Source organism: Pseudodonghicola flavimaris, from assembly GCF_030164425.1.
Lineage (GTDB): Bacteria > Pseudomonadota > Alphaproteobacteria > Rhodobacterales > Rhodobacteraceae > Pseudodonghicola > Pseudodonghicola flavimaris.
This window is the reverse complement of record NZ_JASNJD010000001.1, coordinates 449,404-465,995: the sequence shown is the minus strand read 5'-3', so window position 1 is coordinate 465,995 and position 16,592 is coordinate 449,404. Positions and strand designations below refer to the sequence as shown.

14 protein-coding genes are annotated in these 16,592 nt (G+C 65.0%); 4 read left to right on the top strand and 10 right to left on the bottom strand.

The features are described from left to right. Positions 1–453: 453 nt before the first annotated feature. Genes QO033_RS02200 through QO033_RS02185 form a run of 4 tightly spaced genes read right to left on the bottom strand, consistent with a single transcriptional unit; the run spans position 454 to position 4,074 of the window. Complete coding sequence (locus QO033_RS02200; protein ID WP_284479280.1) at positions 454–1,329, bottom strand: efflux RND transporter periplasmic adaptor subunit; 876 nt, start codon at positions 1,327–1,329, stop codon at positions 454–456. A gap of 8 nt (positions 1,330–1,337) precedes the next feature. After that, positions 1,338–1,547 carry a DUF1656 domain-containing protein gene (locus QO033_RS02195; RefSeq protein WP_284479279.1) on the bottom strand — a complete coding sequence of 70 codons (210 nt, stop codon included), beginning with the start codon at positions 1,545–1,547 and terminating at the stop codon, positions 1,338–1,340. After that, positions 1,544–3,595 carry an FUSC family protein gene (locus tag QO033_RS02190; protein ID WP_284479278.1) on the bottom strand — a complete coding sequence of 684 codons (2,052 nt, stop codon included), beginning with the start codon at positions 3,593–3,595 and terminating at the stop codon, positions 1,544–1,546. Before QO033_RS02190 ends, QO033_RS02195 begins: the two co-directional genes overlap by 4 nt. 17 nt (positions 3,596–3,612) lie before the next feature. After that, entirely contained in the window at positions 3,613–4,074 is a 462-nt protein-coding gene (locus tag QO033_RS02185) for a MarR family winged helix-turn-helix transcriptional regulator (RefSeq protein ID WP_284479277.1), read from the bottom strand. Between the two features lie 1,238 nt (positions 4,075–5,312). On the opposite strand from QO033_RS02185, the gene QO033_RS02180 reads away from it, so the two are divergent. Next, a complete protein-coding gene (locus tag QO033_RS02180) occupies positions 5,313–7,400 on the top strand; it encodes a calcium-binding protein (RefSeq protein ID WP_284479276.1) in 2,088 nt (695 codons plus the stop codon). 364 nt (positions 7,401–7,764) lie between these two features. Here the strand turns inward: QO033_RS02180 and QO033_RS02175 are convergent, their stop codons facing one another. Further along, a complete protein-coding gene (locus QO033_RS02175; protein ID WP_284479275.1) occupies positions 7,765–8,352 on the bottom strand; it encodes an HNH endonuclease in 588 nt (195 codons plus the stop codon). A gap of 214 nt (positions 8,353–8,566) precedes the next feature. Here QO033_RS02175 and QO033_RS02170 point away from each other — a divergent pair, with 214 nt between their 5' ends. Beyond that, a complete protein-coding gene (locus QO033_RS02170; protein ID WP_284479274.1) occupies positions 8,567–9,166 on the top strand; it encodes a pseudouridine synthase in 600 nt (199 codons plus the stop codon). A 12-nt stretch (positions 9,167–9,178) separates the two neighbouring features. Beyond that, positions 9,179–9,631 carry a VOC family protein gene (locus tag QO033_RS02165; protein ID WP_284479273.1) on the top strand — a complete coding sequence of 151 codons (453 nt, stop codon included), beginning with the start codon at positions 9,179–9,181 and terminating at the stop codon, positions 9,629–9,631. 37 nt (positions 9,632–9,668) lie between these two features. On the opposite strand, the gene QO033_RS02160 is transcribed toward QO033_RS02165, so the two are convergent. Both QO033_RS02160 and QO033_RS02155 read right to left on the bottom strand, forming a co-directional pair. Beyond that, the gene (locus tag QO033_RS02160; protein WP_284479272.1) at positions 9,669–10,334 is read right to left on the bottom strand and encodes an alpha/beta hydrolase; all 666 of its coding nucleotides are present in this window, start codon (positions 10,332–10,334) and stop codon (positions 9,669–9,671) included. Further along, positions 10,331–10,963 carry a DNA-3-methyladenine glycosylase family protein gene (locus QO033_RS02155; RefSeq protein ID WP_284479271.1) on the bottom strand — a complete coding sequence of 211 codons (633 nt, stop codon included), beginning with the start codon at positions 10,961–10,963 and terminating at the stop codon, positions 10,331–10,333. Before QO033_RS02155 ends, QO033_RS02160 begins: the two co-directional genes overlap by 4 nt. A 76-nt stretch (positions 10,964–11,039) precedes the next feature. On the opposite strand from QO033_RS02155, the gene QO033_RS02150 reads away from it, so the two are divergent. Continuing rightward, a complete protein-coding gene (locus QO033_RS02150) occupies positions 11,040–12,278 on the top strand; it encodes an MFS transporter (RefSeq protein WP_284479270.1) in 1,239 nt (412 codons plus the stop codon). A gap of 116 nt (positions 12,279–12,394) precedes the next feature. On the opposite strand, the gene QO033_RS02145 is transcribed toward QO033_RS02150, so the two are convergent. The 3 genes from QO033_RS02145 to cysS all read right to left on the bottom strand — a co-directional run bounded on the left by QO033_RS02145 (position 12,395) and on the right by cysS (position 16,535). Beyond that, on the bottom strand, positions 12,395–13,195 hold the full coding sequence (locus QO033_RS02145) for a squalene/phytoene synthase family protein (protein WP_284479269.1): 801 nt from the start codon (positions 13,193–13,195) through the stop codon (positions 12,395–12,397). A gap of 3 nt (positions 13,196–13,198) precedes the next feature. Then, complete coding sequence (gene cimA / locus QO033_RS02140; protein WP_284479268.1) at positions 13,199–14,851, bottom strand: citramalate synthase; 1,653 nt, start codon at positions 14,849–14,851, stop codon at positions 13,199–13,201. A gap of 196 nt (positions 14,852–15,047) precedes the next feature. Next, positions 15,048–16,535 carry a cysteine--tRNA ligase gene (gene cysS / locus QO033_RS02135; RefSeq protein WP_284479267.1) on the bottom strand — a complete coding sequence of 496 codons (1,488 nt, stop codon included), beginning with the start codon at positions 16,533–16,535 and terminating at the stop codon, positions 15,048–15,050. Positions 16,536–16,592 lie beyond the last annotated feature (57 nt).

Below are 16,592 nucleotides of genomic sequence, written 5' to 3'. Positions count from 1 at the left end.
ACTTAATCTATTTCGCATTTGGATTTCGTGAAATTGCGCTCCAACCCCTCGGTCTGTCCATGTCCTCCGAGATATCGCCCAAACCCCGGTTGGAAGATATTCAGAAAGCCGACAGGGGTCGTGGCCCCGATGATGGAAAAACAGACGCCGATCCACTTCTGTTTCCGGCGTTCTTTCACGTCCCAGGTCAGAGGAACGCCGGCTGACCGAGGGGGGCGGACGCTTTTCTATCCAGCGCTAATTTCGCCGCCTCGTCGCCGAGGGATGGCTCGACGAGTGAGAGTCGCCTCCGAGCACAGCCTGCGCGAACCTGAAGATCGCCGCCTGTCGAGACCGAACAGGGCCAAGAACCGAGGCATTCAGACCGCCAAGCAATGCGGGAGGTTCGGGTCGGGGATGCTCAGATCGCGGGCGGACGACATATCTGCCCGGTCGCTGGCGACAGAGCCGGCCCTACTCCCCGCCCGAGGTTTCCTCCACTTCGATACTGGCGGTCATGCCGGCTGCCAGTTCGACCCCCTGCGGGACGGCGTCGAGTCCGATCCGGACCGGGATGCGCTGCGCCAGGCGGACCCAGCTGAACACCGGCTCCACCGCGGGAAGGCCCAGAGCGTCGTTGGACAGGTTGCGGTCGGCGATCCCGCGCCCGAAGCTCTCGACATGTCCCGACAAATCCTCCCTGACCCCCATCAGACCGATGCGGACGGGATCGCCGGCCGCGATCCGGGCCAGCTGCGTTTCGCGGAAATAGCCGGTCACCCGAAAGCTCTCTGCATCGAGGAGCGAAACCGAGGCGTTGCCGGCAACCGCATAATCGCCCTTCCGCAGATGAAGGTTGGTGACATAGCCATCCACCGGCGCCCGCACCGAGGCGCGTTCGAGGTTCAGCCTGGCAAGCTCCAGCGCCACTTCGGCGCTGCGATACTCGGCCCGGGCGGCGGCGGCTTCCTGGTCGGCCTGCTCCGCCGCCTCCTGACTGATCGAGCCCTTTTTCTCCAGCGTCGCATTCCGCGCCGCTCTGGACACCCTGAACTTCATCGTCTCCCGGGTGTTGTCCAGATCCGCCTGCGCCGCCTCCACCGCCAGTTGGAACCGTTCGGCCGATATGTCGAACAGGACGTCGCCTGCGCGCACGAACTGGTTGTCGGTCACATGGACGGTTTCGATCGGGCCGGAGACTTCGGGGGCGACGCGCACCACATCGGCGGTGACTCTGCCATCCCGGGTCCAGGGCGCGTTGACGTAATAGTCCCACAGATGATGCCCCAGCACCAGCGCGCAGACGACCAGCGCAGCCGTCAGGGTGACCCCTCCGGCATTGCGTTTCATTTGAGAAATCATGGTTTTAGTTGCTCCAGGCAAAACACGGCGGCGCCGAGGACCGTAAAATAGAGGGCGACGTCGAAAAGGGCGGGATGCCAGACGCGCCGATAGAGACCGAGGCGCGCCAGCCCGAGATGCAGCAGGCGATAGGCGACGTAGCAGGCCAGCGCGAGGATCAGCAGCGTCGGAACGAAGACGCCGAACAGGTCGATATCCGGTTTCATGCCGAAACCCTCCAGTCAGGAAACGCGAAGGCCGGCGGGGTCTCTCCGGGACAGGCGCCGCCGCGCAGGCCGACGAGCGCATCGCGCAGACGACGCTGGGGCGTTCCGGCGTCGCTCAGCACATCGCCCAGGCACCGGTCGAGACTGCTGGCCAGGGCGCGCCTGCGCTCTGCCGTCCCGGCGGCACCGCTTCGGTAGAGCGTGGCGATCTGGCGCAGCAGGTCGTCGAGCGGCCGTTGCTCCGCCGCCGGCAGCTCCCGCCGGATGCGCTGCAGTTCGAGGATGTTGAGCCCGACCCGAAGATCGCGCAGGATATCGCCTTCCAGCACGGCCGACTCCGGCGGCAGCATGGCCAGACGCGGTGCGATCAGGCCCAGCCGATCTGTCATCCGCCCGGCGATCAACTCGGGATCGATGCGGCGGGACCCGGCGGCGACCTCGGAGACCGCGCGCCAGCCGGACCGCAGCAGCCGGGTGGCGCTCCGCTCGGCACTCACCGCCCGCACCGTGGCGATGGTGATCATCGCCAGGGCAAGCCCCCCGAACGTTGCCAGGCTCGCATTGGCGAAGGCGCTGAAGTCGGTTGAGACCTGATTGTCCAGCATCAGCATGTAGATCAGGTTGACGCTGATCTGGAAGCCCATCAGCCAGGTCGCCGGCACCGCCAGAAGCACCCCGGCCGGAAGCAGCACCAGCCCCAGCGCCGCGACCAGCGCATAGAAGCTTCCGATCAGCGGCATGAGCGCGAATTTGTAGAGAAACGCCGCCGCCAGGGCGAACAACATCAGCGACAGCACCTTGCGCAGCACCGGGGTCGCATTGTCCATGGCCGCCAGGACACAGCACAGGATGGCCCCGATCTGGGCGATCCCGGCACCATAGGACCAGCCGGACCAGATCCAGAAGGCGCAGCCCACCAGGACGACGATGACCACCGACAGCGCCGAGCGCAGCGCCATGCCGTAATCGACATGCAGCGCACGCGCCTGGCGGTGCCGGGTTGCCAGCTCCCGGCGCAGCGCATGGGTTTCCCCCGATGAGATATCCGACCGCAACACCTGGCAATCGGCCCAGACTTCCACGAGCTCCCCCAGCCGTCCGGCCAGGCGCAGCGCCAGCAGATCGTCCCAACTGTGGGCGCTGTCGTCGAGCCTTTGCCTGAGGCGGGCGATCTCGGCGAGAAGCGCGTCGGCCTCGCCCTGCGCCTCGGCTGCGTCATCGGCATCGAAGGCAAGCCATTCCAACACCCGCTCGGTCAGCGGCGCGTGGCTGCCGCCGCGCCCCAGCGCGCCCAGAAGGTCCTCGATCTCGGACAGCAGCGGTAGTACCGCGATCATGCGCTGCTGCAGCGCCCGCATGCGTTCGGCCAGCCCCCGCCCGTGGGCGCCCTCATAGGCGACCTGATCGGTAAACCCGCGCAGGCTCACCGCATCCGCCGCCAGCTTGTGGCGTTCGTTCCGCAGAACCGCGCTCTCGCTGCGGCCCGTCAGGACGTCGCGCGTCAGCGTCGCCGCATTCTGCAACCAGCCCTCAACCCGATGCGCCAGGACCGGACCGGCATGCTGCGGGAACACCACCCGCGAGACGACCGCTGCACAGAGGATGCCGATGGCGATCTCCTCCACCCGCGACACGGCGACATCGAAACTGGTGCCCGGCACATTCACCAGCGTGAAACCGGTGAGCGCGACGGTATAGCCGGCCAACATGAAGACATAGCTGCGCGGTGACCGGTCAAGCAGGCTGACGAAAAGGCAAAACCCGCACCAGAGCGCGATGGCCAGGCTCAGCAACAGCGGGGAAAAGACCAGGTTGGGCACCAGGACAACGATCATCACCGCCCCCAGCGCCGTCCCCGCCAGGCGATAGACCGCCCTGGATGTGGTTCCCCCGGCCAAGGGGTTGACGATGATATAGACGGTTCCGACCGCCCAATAGGGATTGGGCAGACCGCTTTGCAGGGCGATCCAATATGCCAGCATCGCCGCGCCGAATGTCTTCAGGGAAAAGAGCACATGCTCGAACCTGATGCCGCCGGGAACCATCATTTGTCTGCGCGCCCGACCTAGCAGGTTTCCAACACGGCGGAGAGCTTGTGAAGCAGCCGCATCGTCAGGGTCAGCTCCTCCGCCGTCACCTCCGCCAGCAGCTCCCGCCGCAACGCACGGGCTATGCGATCCGCCCGCGCCCCCAGGGCGATGCCGTCATCCGTCAGTTCCAGAAGCTTGGCCCGACGATCGGTGGGGTCCTCGATGCGACGCACCAGCCCCCGGGTCGCCAACGTATCGAGCAGGCGGACAACACCCGAGGTTTCAAGGCCGAGCTGTTGTGCCAGTTCGTTCTGGCGCATGGGGATGTCCTGCGCCCGCCACAGCACCAGAATCGGCATCGCCGTGGCGTCCGACAGGCCTTCGTTGCTCAGCCGCTGGCCAAGGACACGGCGCCAGGACTGGCCGACCGCCGGAATCAGGCGCCCGAGATCGTCGCTCCCCGCCACCTCTAAGCTGTCGTGTTCCCGATCCTGCATCGTTGCTGTCCTGTCCCCTGTCCGAAAACCCGGACTGCCCGGCGCATCTGCCGGGCGATCTGAGTCTGCCCATATTCATGATGTGTCATCGAATGATGTATCATCATTTTCAGGAGAGACAAGTCCCTGCATGCCGCGCTGCGCCCAACCTTGTCAGGAAACACGGAAACCGGCGGACGTGACCGGAAGATTTCCAAACGCTTATCGCCGACAACCAGCCGCATCGCGCAGAACTCGGCTGGACGCGAAGCCCAGTTCTTCAATTTCCAGGAAGGATGTTGACCTCCTATCGCCTTGCCGTCGCAGCCAACGTCAGGCGGGATGGTGCGCGGCCGGTGTTGTCTCTCCGTCGCACTCGCCGGGCCCCGCGCCTCGCGCAAAGCCCCTGTAACGCCCTTCCGCAATTGAGAAATATTCCGCCCGCCGCCTATCACCGGACCCACGAATTCCAGATAGGCACGCTTCCTGCGGATTTTGTGCGCCATCCAATCCGCATCCGCTCCCGCCACAACGCCTGTCTCGCGCAGCTGGCCACATCGAGCGCCTTCGGATGAATGGCCATGAAGAGTGCCCCTGCCCGCGCACGATATCGCGCAAATCACAGAACCGTCATCTCCTCCCGGATCGAGGTCGGCCGCCTGCGCAAAACCGTGGCCATGGCTTTGCCGCGCGATATCTGGTCATGACACTCACGGTCTCACCCGGCAGAGAATTGGGGCAGAAGACACGCTGAAGGCCGCGCTGGAAGCATGCCGACGCGCTGTGCTTGCACCCGATGGAAGGATCGCGGCCGGACTGCGACCGTGGTGAGCCGGATAGGCAAGATTTTTCACCAAAAGCACCGTAGAAGGGATATGGTCGTCTCTGGTCGGCGGACATGCGGGTGGTCTGCAGAGCCGATAGGGCGCAAGAGCAAATCACTTCCCGGGCAGAAAGGAATCGCCTTAGGATCTCATATTCAAAGCTTTGTGGCCCTGTGATGGGTCGCTCTCTGATCGCGGCGCTGCCGAGGGTGCGGGATTGTCTCGCCCCCATGCGTTGGTTCGAGAAGGCCTGATGAACCCGCCGCGGCTCACGTCATGTGCGTCTCTGCAGTCAGTCCCGTGGAGGCGATCAGTCACGCAGGAAATGCGGGCCAGTCGATCACCATACGGCCTTTTGGCAAACCATTCCCCCCGATTAGCCCAACGCGACCAGCCCCACAGGCTATATTTAATTTCTACAAAAGGTAAATAACAATGGCTACTTTTTATCTGTTCAACAATTCACAAGCACAGCAGACACTTGGAGCTGGCGAAGTGGGTTTCATCGCTGAAGGTGCAACCCTCGCGCTTCAGGACGATGCAATTGTCGTGAATGGAAATGCGGACCTCTCGATATTGGGCACAGTCTTCAGCGGAGACGACAACGGCATCAATCAGCAGTCTGCTCAATTCCGCCTGACGATTGGCGCTTCGGGTCAACTCGTATCACAATCGCTTTATGGCCTCTATTCCAGATTCACATCGCTCCTCACCATCGACAATGCAGGATACGTGAGCGGCTACTACTACGGTCTATATGGACGAGTTACCGACGATTTTGGGAACGCCTATGTGACCAACACTGGCACGATTTCCTCGGTGGTCGGAAGTGCCGTTCGCCTTCAGCCTGGAACCGCGAGCGCGTACATAAGCAACTCCGGAACCATCATGGGCTATTCGGGGATTCAGATCGTTGGTTCTTCTTCTCAAATCACCAACAGCGGGACCATCATCGCAGTGGACGAACCAACTGGACTCGGGTGGGCTATTTCCGGGGGCACTGCGCGCGACGCGATTACGAACACAGGTACTATTGTCGGCCAGATCAGCACGAACGATGGCAACGACATTGTCAAGAATTCCGGTAACGTCGGCTCACTCGATCTTGGAACCGGGGATGACACCTATAACGGTCGCCATGGCATCGCTACCGGCTCTGTACTGGGGGGGACCGGAAACGATGTACTGATCGGTGGCGTGGGCGAAGACGATCTTCACGGCGGTGCAGATGATGACACCCTGAAAGGCAAGAACGACGATGACACCCTGGCAGGCGACGATGGCAACGACTTGCTGAACGGCGGCGCCGGGGACGATACGCTGCTGGGTGGGGCTGGTGCTGACACCCTCCGTGGCGGCGCCGGGGACGATACGCTGGATGGCGGCGCCGGCGACGACACGCTTCACGGCGGCCGCGGCGAGGATACCCTGACCGGCGGCACCGGGGATGACACCTATATCGTCAACGACACCGAAGATGACATCATCGAGACCAGCGGTGGCGGCTACGACACGGTGATGACCCGCCTCGCCACTTTTGCCCTGACCTATGACAACGTGGAGCGCCTCTTCGGCACCTCGGACGCGGGTCAGACCCTCACCGGTAACGCGCTGGACAACGTGATCGTCGGAGCCGGCGGCAATGATACGCTCTTCGGTGCGGCCGGGAATGACCAGCTCAACGGCGGGGCCGGGATCGACATCATGGATGGTGGAGCTGGAGATGACGTCTATTTCGTCGACAATGCTGGCGATGTCGTCATCGAGACTGTCGGCAACGGCTATGACTTCGTTGCGACCGGCCTCGCCACGTTCGCCTTGACCTACGACAATGTGGAGGCCCTTCAGGGCCTATCGAACACGGGCCAAACCCTCTCTGGAAACTCGCTCGACAACGCAATCTACGGGAACTCTGGAAACGACAAACTTTATGGCGGCTTCGGCAACGATTACCTCGACGGCGGCACCGGCGCCGACACGATGAACGGGGGGTTTGGCGACGATACCTATATTGCCGACGAGGTCGGCGATGTGGTCACCGAGGCTGTCGGTGCTGGTATCGATACGGTGTGGACCGCGCTGTCGTCCTACAGCCTGGGAACCGTCGCCAATGTCGAAAATCTGACCGGCATTTCCGCAGGCGGTCAGGTGCTGGCCGGCAACACGCTGAACAACACGGTCACAGGCAACGCCGGCAACGATGCGCTCTATGGCGGGCTCGGCGACGACACGCTGCGGGGCAATAGCGGCAATGACACCATGAATGGCGGCGGCGGCAGCGATACCTTCATCTTCGCCGCCAGCTTCGGGCACGACACCATCAATGGCTTCCATGCCGGGACGACCGGGGATGCCGATGTAATCTCGATCGCCAGCGGGCTGATCGCCGATTTCGCCGATCTGCTGAGCCATACCGCCGATGTCGGCGCCAACACCGTGATCACGGTGGACGCGTCCAACACCATCACCCTGCTGGGCGTGCACAAGGCCGATCTGGACGTCTCGGACTTCTCTTTCTTCTAAGCCGACAGTCCCTGCCGACACCGAGTGAAAATGTTGGGGCTGGTGAGAGACCGCAGAAGAAGGGCAAAGGCCCCCAAGACCTCTCATCAGCCCCCCAACAGACCGATCTACCAAGCAGGATTACATCGGACTAGCTCTTCAAGCCCGCCAACCGGCAGTGTCGGACAGCATCGGTTGCGATCCAGATCGACGCCCTCCGCCCATTGCGGAATACTTCCCCATGCCACGTGTCTCCGCACCGTCTGATGCTCGCCATGCGTAATCCGTGCGTCGTGCACATCGCGTTTTCTGACGTCATGGCGCTCGGTCTTGATAGTGCCTCTCGCAGGTATCCAACATGATAACGCCACATGTTGCTGCGACGTTACCCCGCGTCGAGCTCTGCATCCCAGTAGAGGAAATCCATCCAGCTTTCGTGCAGATAGTTGGGCGGGAACTTGCGGCCGGTGTTGCGCAATTCTCCGGCGCCGGGGCGGCGCGGCGGCCGGCGCAGCGCCATGCCCGCCTTGCGCAGGGATTTCGACCCTTTCTTGAGATTGCAAGGCGAACAGGCCGCGACCACGTTTTCCCAGCTGGTCACGCCGCCGGCGGCGCGCGGCACCACGTGATCGAAGGTCAGGTCGCCCTTGGCGCCGCAGTACTGGCAGCGGAATTCGTCCCGCAAGAAAAGATTAAAGCGCGTGAAGGCCACGCGCTTTTGAGGTTTCACATAATCTTTCAGGACCACGACGCTCGGCATCTTTATCCTGGTGGTGGGGCTTCGGACGTATTCGTCGTACTCGGCGACGATGTCCACCCGGTCCAGCCAGGCCGCCTTCACCGCCTCCTGCCAGGACCACAGCGAAAGCGGGTAATAGGAGAGCGGCCGATAATCCGCGTTGAGCACCAGGGCCGGGTGCTGCTTCAGCGCCCCCGGCTCGCGTACAAATTCAGTTCTGAAATCGCCATCCATCGCGTGAGTCACCCCTTGCCCTGACTGCCGGACCCGGCCCCAGGGCGGGGAACCCGCCCCTGCCTGATTTGACTATATCTCGTGGTCGAACTCTGGCAAGCCCATATGATACACCAGATATCGCGGAACCGATACGCCGCTTACGTGACAGGCAGATGACGTTATCCACAAGCCTGCCGGTTCCCTTCGCCGCGGCTTTGGGCTAGGGGGCGATATGGCCCGGCTGATCCGCTTCAACAAACCCTATGACGTGCTGCCGCAGTTCACCGACCGCGGCACCGAAGGCTCTGCCCGCCGCACCCTGTCGGAGTTCATCGACATCCCCCGGGTCTATCCCTGTGGCCGGCTCGATCGCGATAGCGAGGGGCTGATGCTGCTGACCGACGACGGCCAGCTGCAGGCGCGGATCGCGGACCCCAAGCACAAGATGGAAAAGACCTACCTGGTGCAGGTGGAGGGAATTCCCGATGCCGCCGCGCTGACCGCGCTGGCCGAGGGTGTCGATCTGAAGGATGGCCGCACCCGCCCGGCCCGCGCCCGGCGGATTGACGCCCCCGCGGACCTGTGGCCGAGGACTCCGCCGATCCGGGTGCGGAAATCCGTTCCCGATGCCTGGATCGAGCTGACCATTCGCGAAGGCAAGAACCGCCAGGTGCGCCGGATGACCGCCGCGGTGGGCCATCCGACGTTGCGGCTGATCCGCTGGCGCATCGGCGACTGGAGCCTGGACGGGCTGGCGCCGGGCACTTGGCAGGATCTGGCGCTGCCCGTCCGCCCCTCGGGTCCGAGACCTGACAGACGCCCGCGCCGGTGATAGGATCGGGCCATGAGCGATCTGCCCCACCCCTCCGCGCCGCCGCGCGAAGCGGCCCCGGTTCCCGGCGCCATCCTGGAAACCGCGCTCTATGCCCGCGATCTCGACGCGGCGGAGGGCTTCTATGGCGGGGTCATCGGGCTGGAGAAGGCGATGCGGCTGGGCAACCGGCATTTGTTCTTCCGCATCGGCGCGGCCATGCTGCTGATCTTCAACCCGGAGGAGACCGTCCGGCCGCCGCAGGATCCGGCCCTGCCGGTGCCGCCGCATGGGGCCACCGGTGCCGGCCATGTCTGTTTCGCCCTGAGCCGGGACGAAATCGCCCGGATGCGCCGCCGGCTGGTCGACGCCGGCCAGGAGATCGAGGCGGAGTTCGACTGGCCCAATGGCGCCCGCTCGCTCTATCTCCGCGATCCGGCCGGGAACTCGGTGGAATTCGCCGAACCGCGGCTGTGGCAGGGCTGAGCGCCCTGCCCCCTTGCCGCAGAGCGACGCCGCCCGGTCAGAAGCCGAGCTTGTCGCGCAGGAAGGCCAGCGCCACCCCCAGACCGTCCGGCGCGATGCCATGGCCCATGCCCTTGGAGATATGGGCGTAGACTTCCTTGAATCCCGCCTGCTGCAGCGCCTCCGCCGCCTCCGGCAGCGATTGCGGCGGCACCACATCGTCCTGATCGCCATGGATCAGCAGCACCGGCATGCGGCTGACCACCTCGTCCTTCAGCGTCTCCGGGTTCAGCAGCCGGCCGGAGAAGCCGACAATGCCGGCCACCGGGTCCTCGCGCCGCGGGGCGACATGCAGGCTCATCATCGTGCCCTGCGAGAAGCCGATCAGAGCCACCTGTTCGGGCAGCAGATCCTCATCGACCATCAGCGCATCGAGAAAGGCGTTGATATCGGCGACGGCGGCCTGCATGCCCCGCTCTGCCGCCTCGTCCGAGGACCCGTCGAGCCAGGGAATCGGGAACCACTGGAACCCCATCGGCGAGCCGGCGCAGTTCTCCGGCGCATCGGGGGCGACGAACAGCGTGTCGGGCAGATGTTCGCCCAGCGGGTCGGCCAGCCCCAGCAGATCGGCGCCATTGGCGCCATAGCCATGCAGAAACACCACCGCCGAGCGGGTGTCGCCCGAAACCGGGCCCTTGCGGCCGGCGTTCAAAACTCGAGTCATCTGATCCCTTCCCTGTCCTTTGCCACCCGGTAATAGGCCCAGAGCAGCCGCGCGGCAACTGACCGCCAGGGCGCCCAGTCCTCCGCCATCTGCCGCAGGGCCCGCTCGCGCGGGCGCTCCGGAAGATCGAAGAGGATCCGAGCCGCCTCCTGCAAGGCCAGATCGCCCGGTGCGAAGACATCCGCCCGCCCGAGCGAGAACATGGCGTAAATCTCCGCCGTCCAGACCCCGATGCCTGGCACTTCGGTCAGGGTGGCGACCACCTCTTCGGTCGGCGCCTTCCGCAGCGCGCCATAGTCGATCCGCGCCCCGGCCAGGGCGCGGGCATAGCGGATCTTCTGCCGGCTGAGGCCGGCGGCGCGCAGATCGTCGTCGCTGGCCCAGAGGATCTTTCGCGGGCCGGTCAGCCGCGCCTCCCTCATCCGGCCCCAGATCGCATTGGCCGAGGCGACGGAGACCTGCTGGCTGACGATGGCGGAGAGCAGCTGGGCAAAACCGTCGGGCCGGCGGCGCAGCGGCAAGGGGCCCGTCTGCGCCAGAGCCGAGGCCAGCCGGCCATCGCGCGCGGCCAGCCAGGCCGCGCCCTCGGCCACGCAGTCGGGTGTTTCGATGAGACGGCCCACGGTCATGGCCCGCACCATAGGAAATGTACCGATACAGGCAAGCCGTCTTGTCGTGAGACACATTCACAGATAGGCAAGCGTCATGCATGAGATTGACGACAGCAAGGCCCGGCGCAACGTGGCCGTCTTGGTTGCCGCCCAGGCCTTTTTGGGCGCGCAGATGCCGATGATTTTCACCGTGGGCGGGCTGGCCGGCCAGTCGCTGGCCTCGAACGCCTGCCTGGCGACGCTGCCGATCTCGCTGATCGTGCTGGGATCGATGCTGGCCGCCACCCCGATTTCCGCGATCATGCAGAAATGGGGCCGCCGCGCCGGCTTTCTGATCGGCGCCACCGGCGGCGCCCTCGGCGGCGGCATCGGCGCGCTGGGGCTGTATCTGGGCTCCTTCCCGATCTTCCTGCTCGGGTCCTTCTTCACCGGCTTCTACATGAGCGCGCAGGGCTTCTTCCGCTTCGCCGCCGCCGATACCGCCTCTGACGCGTTCCGACCCAAGGCGATTTCCTACGTGATGGCGGGCGGGCTGCTCTCCGCCATCATCGGGCCACAGCTGGTCAAGGCCACCAACGGCATGATCGAATCCCCCGATGCCCGGGTCGCCGCCTTTCTCGGCGCCTATCTGGCGGTGGTGGCGATCAACCTGATCGGCTCCTTCCTCTTCGTCTTCCTCGATATTCCCCGGCCCCGACCGCCCGCCGCCGACGCCCCGCGCGGCCGTACCCGGTGGGAGCTGATCACCACCCCCAGGATCGCGGTGGCGGTGATCTGCGCCATGGTCTCCTACGCGCTGATGAACCTGGTGATGACCTCGACCCCGCTGGCGGTGGTGGGCTGCGGCTTCGATCAGGGGGATGCGGCCAATGTGGTGACCAGCCACGTGCTGGCGATGTATATCCCCTCCTTCTTCACCGGCCACCTGATCGCCCGCTTCGGGGTGGAAAAGGTCGTCGCCGCCGGCCTGTCGATCCTGGCCGGCGCCGGTGCGGTGGCGCTGAGCGGTGTGCAGCTGGAACATTTCTTCGTCGCGCTGGTGCTGCTCGGGCTCGGCTGGAACTTCGGCTTCGTCGGCGCCACCACCATGCTCGCCAGTGCGCATGAGCCGCACGAGCGCGGCCGGATGCAGGGCCTGAACGACCTGCTGGTCTTCGGCGGCGTCACCATGGCCTCGCTCTCTTCCGGCGGGCTGATGAACTGCTCCGGCGGCACCGCGCAGGAAGGCTGGAGCGCGGTGAACATGGCGATGGCGCCCTTCCTGGTGCTGGCCGGCGGCGCGCTGCTGTGGCTGGTGTTCCAGCCCGAAGAGGGCCGCCGCGATCCGATCTGATCCGCGCCCGTTTCCCGGATACAAGAACGGCGGCCCCTCGGCCGCCGTTTGCACATTCGGGGAACCGTTCCGATGAGGCGGGTAGGCAAGCGTGCCCCGGTCTCACCCCTTTCGGGTTACCAGCGGCCGGAGGCGGCCCGTGCCATCAGGCTCAGCCGCTTGCGTGCCTCGCTCTGGCCAAGGCTGCCGGCCCCGACACGCGCCGGTTCCGCCTGCACCTGCCGCAGGATCGTGCCGGCCTGCCAGCCCGCCAGCAGCGCCGGCCGCGCCGCGCGGCTGGCGCCGCCGCGCCGGGCGCGGGCGTCCGACAGCCGGTCCAGCGCCTTTTCCGCCAGCGCCTTCAGCCCGGCGTGGCTGCCGTCGATCAGCGGAATCCGGCCGCGCGCCTCCAGATCGGGCACCGCGCGCAGCCAGTTGGCCACCCCCATGGCATAGCCCAGGTCGCGCAGCACCGGTTCCTCCGCCGCGCCCAGGGCCGAGGCCGCCGCCCAGAGCAGGCTGGCCGCGCTCCGGTCGATATAGCGGTCGAACTCCGCTTCATCCTCGAACGGATCGCGGTAGATGTCCCATTGCCGCACCGCGACATAGTCGTCGAGCGCCGCCGCCTGCGGTGCCGGCAGCACATCGGCCAGCGGCGTCACCACCTCGTGCCGGCGCACCGCGCCACCGGCGGCGATCTCCTCCAGCGCGTCGCGCCACCATTGCAGCCGCATCTCGGCGATGATCGCCTCCTGCGTCACCCAAGGCGCCCGCGACACCTCGACATTCATCGCATAGAGCGGGAACAGCACCCGGCGCGCCGCCACCGGCGCCGCCATCGCCGCCAGAAAACGGTCGGGATCGCCGCGCCGCACCAGATCGGCGCAGGCGTTCAGGTCGGCCCCAGCGGCCCGCGGGTCGGTTACTGCGTCTGCCATCGCTCAGACCGCCTCTGCCGGGGTCTCCTCGGCACTCTGTAGCGTCGCGCCGGTGTCGCGCACCAGCTTCCAGCGGATCGCATCCAGCAGCGCCTCGAACGAGGCATCGACTATGTTCGGGCTGACGCCGACGGTGGACCAGCGCCGGCCCTGATTGTCGATGCTGTCGATGATCACTCGGGTCACCGCCTCGGTGCCGCCCTGGGTGATCCGCACCTTGAAATCGACCAGCCGCATATCGTCGATTATGGCGGAGTACCGCCCCAGGTCCTTGGCCAGCGCCTTCGACAGCGCATTGACCGGGCCGCGGTCAGAGCCGCTGGCATCGACGCTGTCGGAGATCGACATGTGTTTCTGCCCGTCGACCTTGATCACCACCACCGCCTCGGAAAAGCTGACCATCTGGTTGCGCTTGTTCTTCCGCCGCTCGACGGTGACACGATAGCGTTTGACCTCGAAGAACTCCGGCATCAGCCCCAGTTCCTCCCGCGCCAGCAGCTCGAAGCTCGCCTGCGCGGTGTCATAGGCATAGCCTTCGTCCTCGCGCGCCTTGATGCGGTCGAGGATACGGCCAAGCGCCGGATCTCCGGGCGCCACCTCAAGTCCGGCTTCGGCCAGGCGGCGGCGCAGGTTCGACTGGCCGGCCTGGTTCGACATCGGGATGATGCGGGTATTGCCGACCTCGCCCGGATCGATGTGTTCGTAGGTGCTCGGGTCCTTGAGGATGGCGCTGGCATGCAGCCCGGCCTTATGGGCGAAGGCGGAGGCCCCGACATAGGGCGCCTGTTTCATCGGCACCCGGTTCAGGATGTCGTCGAGCGTCCGTGAAATCCGCGTCAGCCCCTGCAGCGCCTCATGGCTGATGCCGGTGTCGAAGCCGCTGGCGAAGGGTTCCTTCAACAACAGCGTCGGGATGATCGAGGTCAGGTTGGCATTGCCGCAGCGCTCGCCCAGCCCGTTCAGCGTGCCCTGCACCTGCCGCACCCCGGCCTCGATCGCGGCGAGCGATCCGGCGACGGCGTTTTCGGTGTCGTTATGGGTGTGGATGCCGAGGTTTGCGCCCGGGATCCCGGCGGCGATCACCGCGCGGACGATGCTGGCGATCTCTTCCGGCAAGGTGCCGCCGTTGGTGTCGCAGAGCACGATCCAGCGGGCGCCGGCCTGATGCGCGGCCTTGAGGCAGCGGATCGCATACTCAGGATTGGCCTTGTAGCCGTCGAAGAAATGCTCCGCATCGAACAGCGCCTCGCGGCCTTGGGCGACGAGATGGGCGATGGAGGCGGCGATATTCTCGAGGTTCTCCTCCAGCGTGATGCCGAGCGCGGCGGTGACATGGAAATCATGGGTCTTGCCGACCAGGCAGACCGCACCGGTGCCGGCGTTCATCACCGCCGCCAGAACATCGTCATTCTCGGCGGAGCGGCCGGCGCGCTTGGTCATGCCGAAGGCGGTCAGCCGCGCGCGGGTTTTCGGGGCGGCCTCGAAAAACGCGCTGTCGGTGGGGTTCGCTCCGGGCCAGCCACCTTCGATGTAATCGACGCCGAGACTGTCGAGCGCCTCGGCGATGCGGATTTTCTCCGGCGTCGAGAATTGCACCCCCTGAGTCTGCTGGCCGTCGCGCAGCGTGGTGTCGTAGATGTAGAGGCGTTCTCTCATTTTCCCCTCCCTTGGACCATGAGTGAGAAGGGCCGCGCCCGACCCTGGGTGGGCGCAGTCCCCATCCATTCAGCCCGCAACGTCGACGCGCTCACCACATCCGTTCGGTGCATGACGCCAACGCTTGCGCCCTCCCTCGGGGAGGGTCGGGCGCGGCCCGGCCTGCGGCCGGGCGAAACGCTTTGATGGACGTGCATCATTCCAGCCCCTCCAGCTTGGCGGCATCGAACCCCGCGCCGGGAACCAGCTCCACCCCCGCCTTGCTCATCCGCACTTCGAGACCTGCGTCAACAAGATTGGCCTTAAGCGCATCGACCTTAGAATAATCCTTCGTGCGCATTGCATCGTCACGCAAATTCCAAAGCTTTTGTTCCCACGACGCCAGCAAAGGGTCTTTGCCTTTGTGCATGACCTCTGAAATGATCCCGAGGTTCGCATCAATGCGCTCCGCCTTATCTTTCGCGGCTTGGTGTGCCTTTAGATCGAAGCCCAACAGCTTCTGCGAGGCATACAGCCCTCCAAGCCATTCGATCTGATTTTCAAGGGATTGCGTTGTGTCCGGTTTCAGGGAACGGACCTTGGTGATCGCCAAGTGAGTGTTGAGATCGTCCGCCAGCGCCTCGACAACTTCCGGAAACGGCTCTTTGGCAGTCAAGCTTTCCAATGCGTCAGTTCCATACTGGCCCAGAGCCGAGGCCATTTCTCTCACGGCCTTTCTTGCTTCGATGGCTTTGCGTCGGGTCCAGTCCATCGGCTTGCGGTAATGGGTCGAGAGAAACACAAAACGGATCACCTCGCCCGGCACCGGCGGCTCGCCGTCATGGCCCGCCAGCAGGTCGTGGACGGTGAAGAAATTGCCCAGGGACTTGGACATCTTCTTGCCCTCGACCTGCAGCATCTCGTTGTGCAGCCAGTAATTGGCGAAATGTCCTTCGGGATGGGCGCAGCAGCTTTGCGCGATCTCGTTCTCATGGTGCGGGAACATCAGATCGTTGCCGCCGCCATGGATGTCGAAGGAGGCGCCCAACAGCTCATAGGACATCGCCGAGCATTCGATATGCCAGCCGGGCCGGCCACGGCCCCAGGGGCTGTCCCAGCCGGGTTCGTCGTCCTTCGCCGGTTTCCACAGCACGAAATCCATCGGGTCGCGCTTGTAGGGTGCGACCTCGACCCTGGCGCCGGCGATCATGTCCTCGACCGAGCGGCCGGAGAGCGCGCCATAGGTCTTGTAGCTGTCGACCGAGAACAGCACATGGCCCTCCGCCGCATAGGCGTGGCCGCCGGCGATCAGCTCTTCGATCATCGCGATCATCTGCGGGATGTATTGCGTCGCCCGTGGCATGGCGTCGGGCTCCAACGCCCCGAGTGCGCCCATGTCGTCCAGGAACCATTGCGTCGTCTCGGTGGTAATGTCCGAGATCGGCCGGCCGCTCTCCTCCGCGCGCGCGATGATCTTGTCGTCGACATCGGTGAAGTTGCGGACATAGGTGACATGATCGGGCCCGTAGACCTGCCGCAGCAACCGGTAGAGCACATCGAAGACCACGACGGGCCGCGCATTGCCCAGATGCGCCCGGTCGTAGACGGTCGGCCCGCAGACATACATACGCACATTGTCGGCATCGATCGGCGTGAAGACCTCTTTCTTACGGGTCTTCGTATTGTGCAGTTTGATCGTCGTCATGACGGACTCCTCACAGGCGCGGCGCTCGGCGCGGGCTTAGCAACTTGTCTCGGAGAT

What these genes read in the sequence shown, in the direction of transcription:
- QO033_RS02185 (WP_284479277.1), bottom strand. Translation starts at nt 4,074, where the DNA reads ATGCAGGATCGGGAACACGACAGCTTAGAGGTGGCGGGGAGCGACGAT.
- QO033_RS02155 (WP_284479271.1), bottom strand. Translation starts at nt 10,963, where the DNA reads ATGACCGTGGGCCGTCTCATCGAAACACCCGACTGCGTGGCCGAGGGC.
- cysS (WP_284479267.1), bottom strand. Translation starts at nt 16,535, where the DNA reads ATGACGACGATCAAACTGCACAATACGAAGACCCGTAAGAAAGAGGTC.
- QO033_RS02170 (WP_284479274.1), top strand. Translation starts at nt 8,567, where the DNA reads ATGGCCCGGCTGATCCGCTTCAACAAACCCTATGACGTGCTGCCGCAG.
- QO033_RS02145 (WP_284479269.1), bottom strand. Translation starts at nt 13,195, where the DNA reads ATGGCAGACGCAGTAACCGACCCGCGGGCCGCTGGGGCCGACCTGAAC.
- QO033_RS02150 (WP_284479270.1), top strand. Translation starts at nt 11,040, where the DNA reads ATGCATGAGATTGACGACAGCAAGGCCCGGCGCAACGTGGCCGTCTTG.
- QO033_RS02160 (WP_284479272.1), bottom strand. Translation starts at nt 10,334, where the DNA reads ATGACTCGAGTTTTGAACGCCGGCCGCAAGGGCCCGGTTTCGGGCGAC.
- cimA (WP_284479268.1), bottom strand. Translation starts at nt 14,851, where the DNA reads ATGAGAGAACGCCTCTACATCTACGACACCACGCTGCGCGACGGCCAG.
- QO033_RS02200 (WP_284479280.1), bottom strand. Translation starts at nt 1,329, where the DNA reads ATGAAACGCAATGCCGGAGGGGTCACCCTGACGGCTGCGCTGGTCGTC.
- QO033_RS02175 (WP_284479275.1), bottom strand. Translation starts at nt 8,352, where the DNA reads ATGGATGGCGATTTCAGAACTGAATTTGTACGCGAGCCGGGGGCGCTG.
- QO033_RS02180 (WP_284479276.1), top strand. Translation starts at nt 5,313, where the DNA reads ATGGCTACTTTTTATCTGTTCAACAATTCACAAGCACAGCAGACACTT.
- QO033_RS02190 (WP_284479278.1), bottom strand. Translation starts at nt 3,595, where the DNA reads ATGATGGTTCCCGGCGGCATCAGGTTCGAGCATGTGCTCTTTTCCCTG.
- QO033_RS02165 (WP_284479273.1), top strand. Translation starts at nt 9,179, where the DNA reads ATGAGCGATCTGCCCCACCCCTCCGCGCCGCCGCGCGAAGCGGCCCCG.
- QO033_RS02195 (WP_284479279.1), bottom strand. Translation starts at nt 1,547, where the DNA reads ATGAAACCGGATATCGACCTGTTCGGCGTCTTCGTTCCGACGCTGCTG.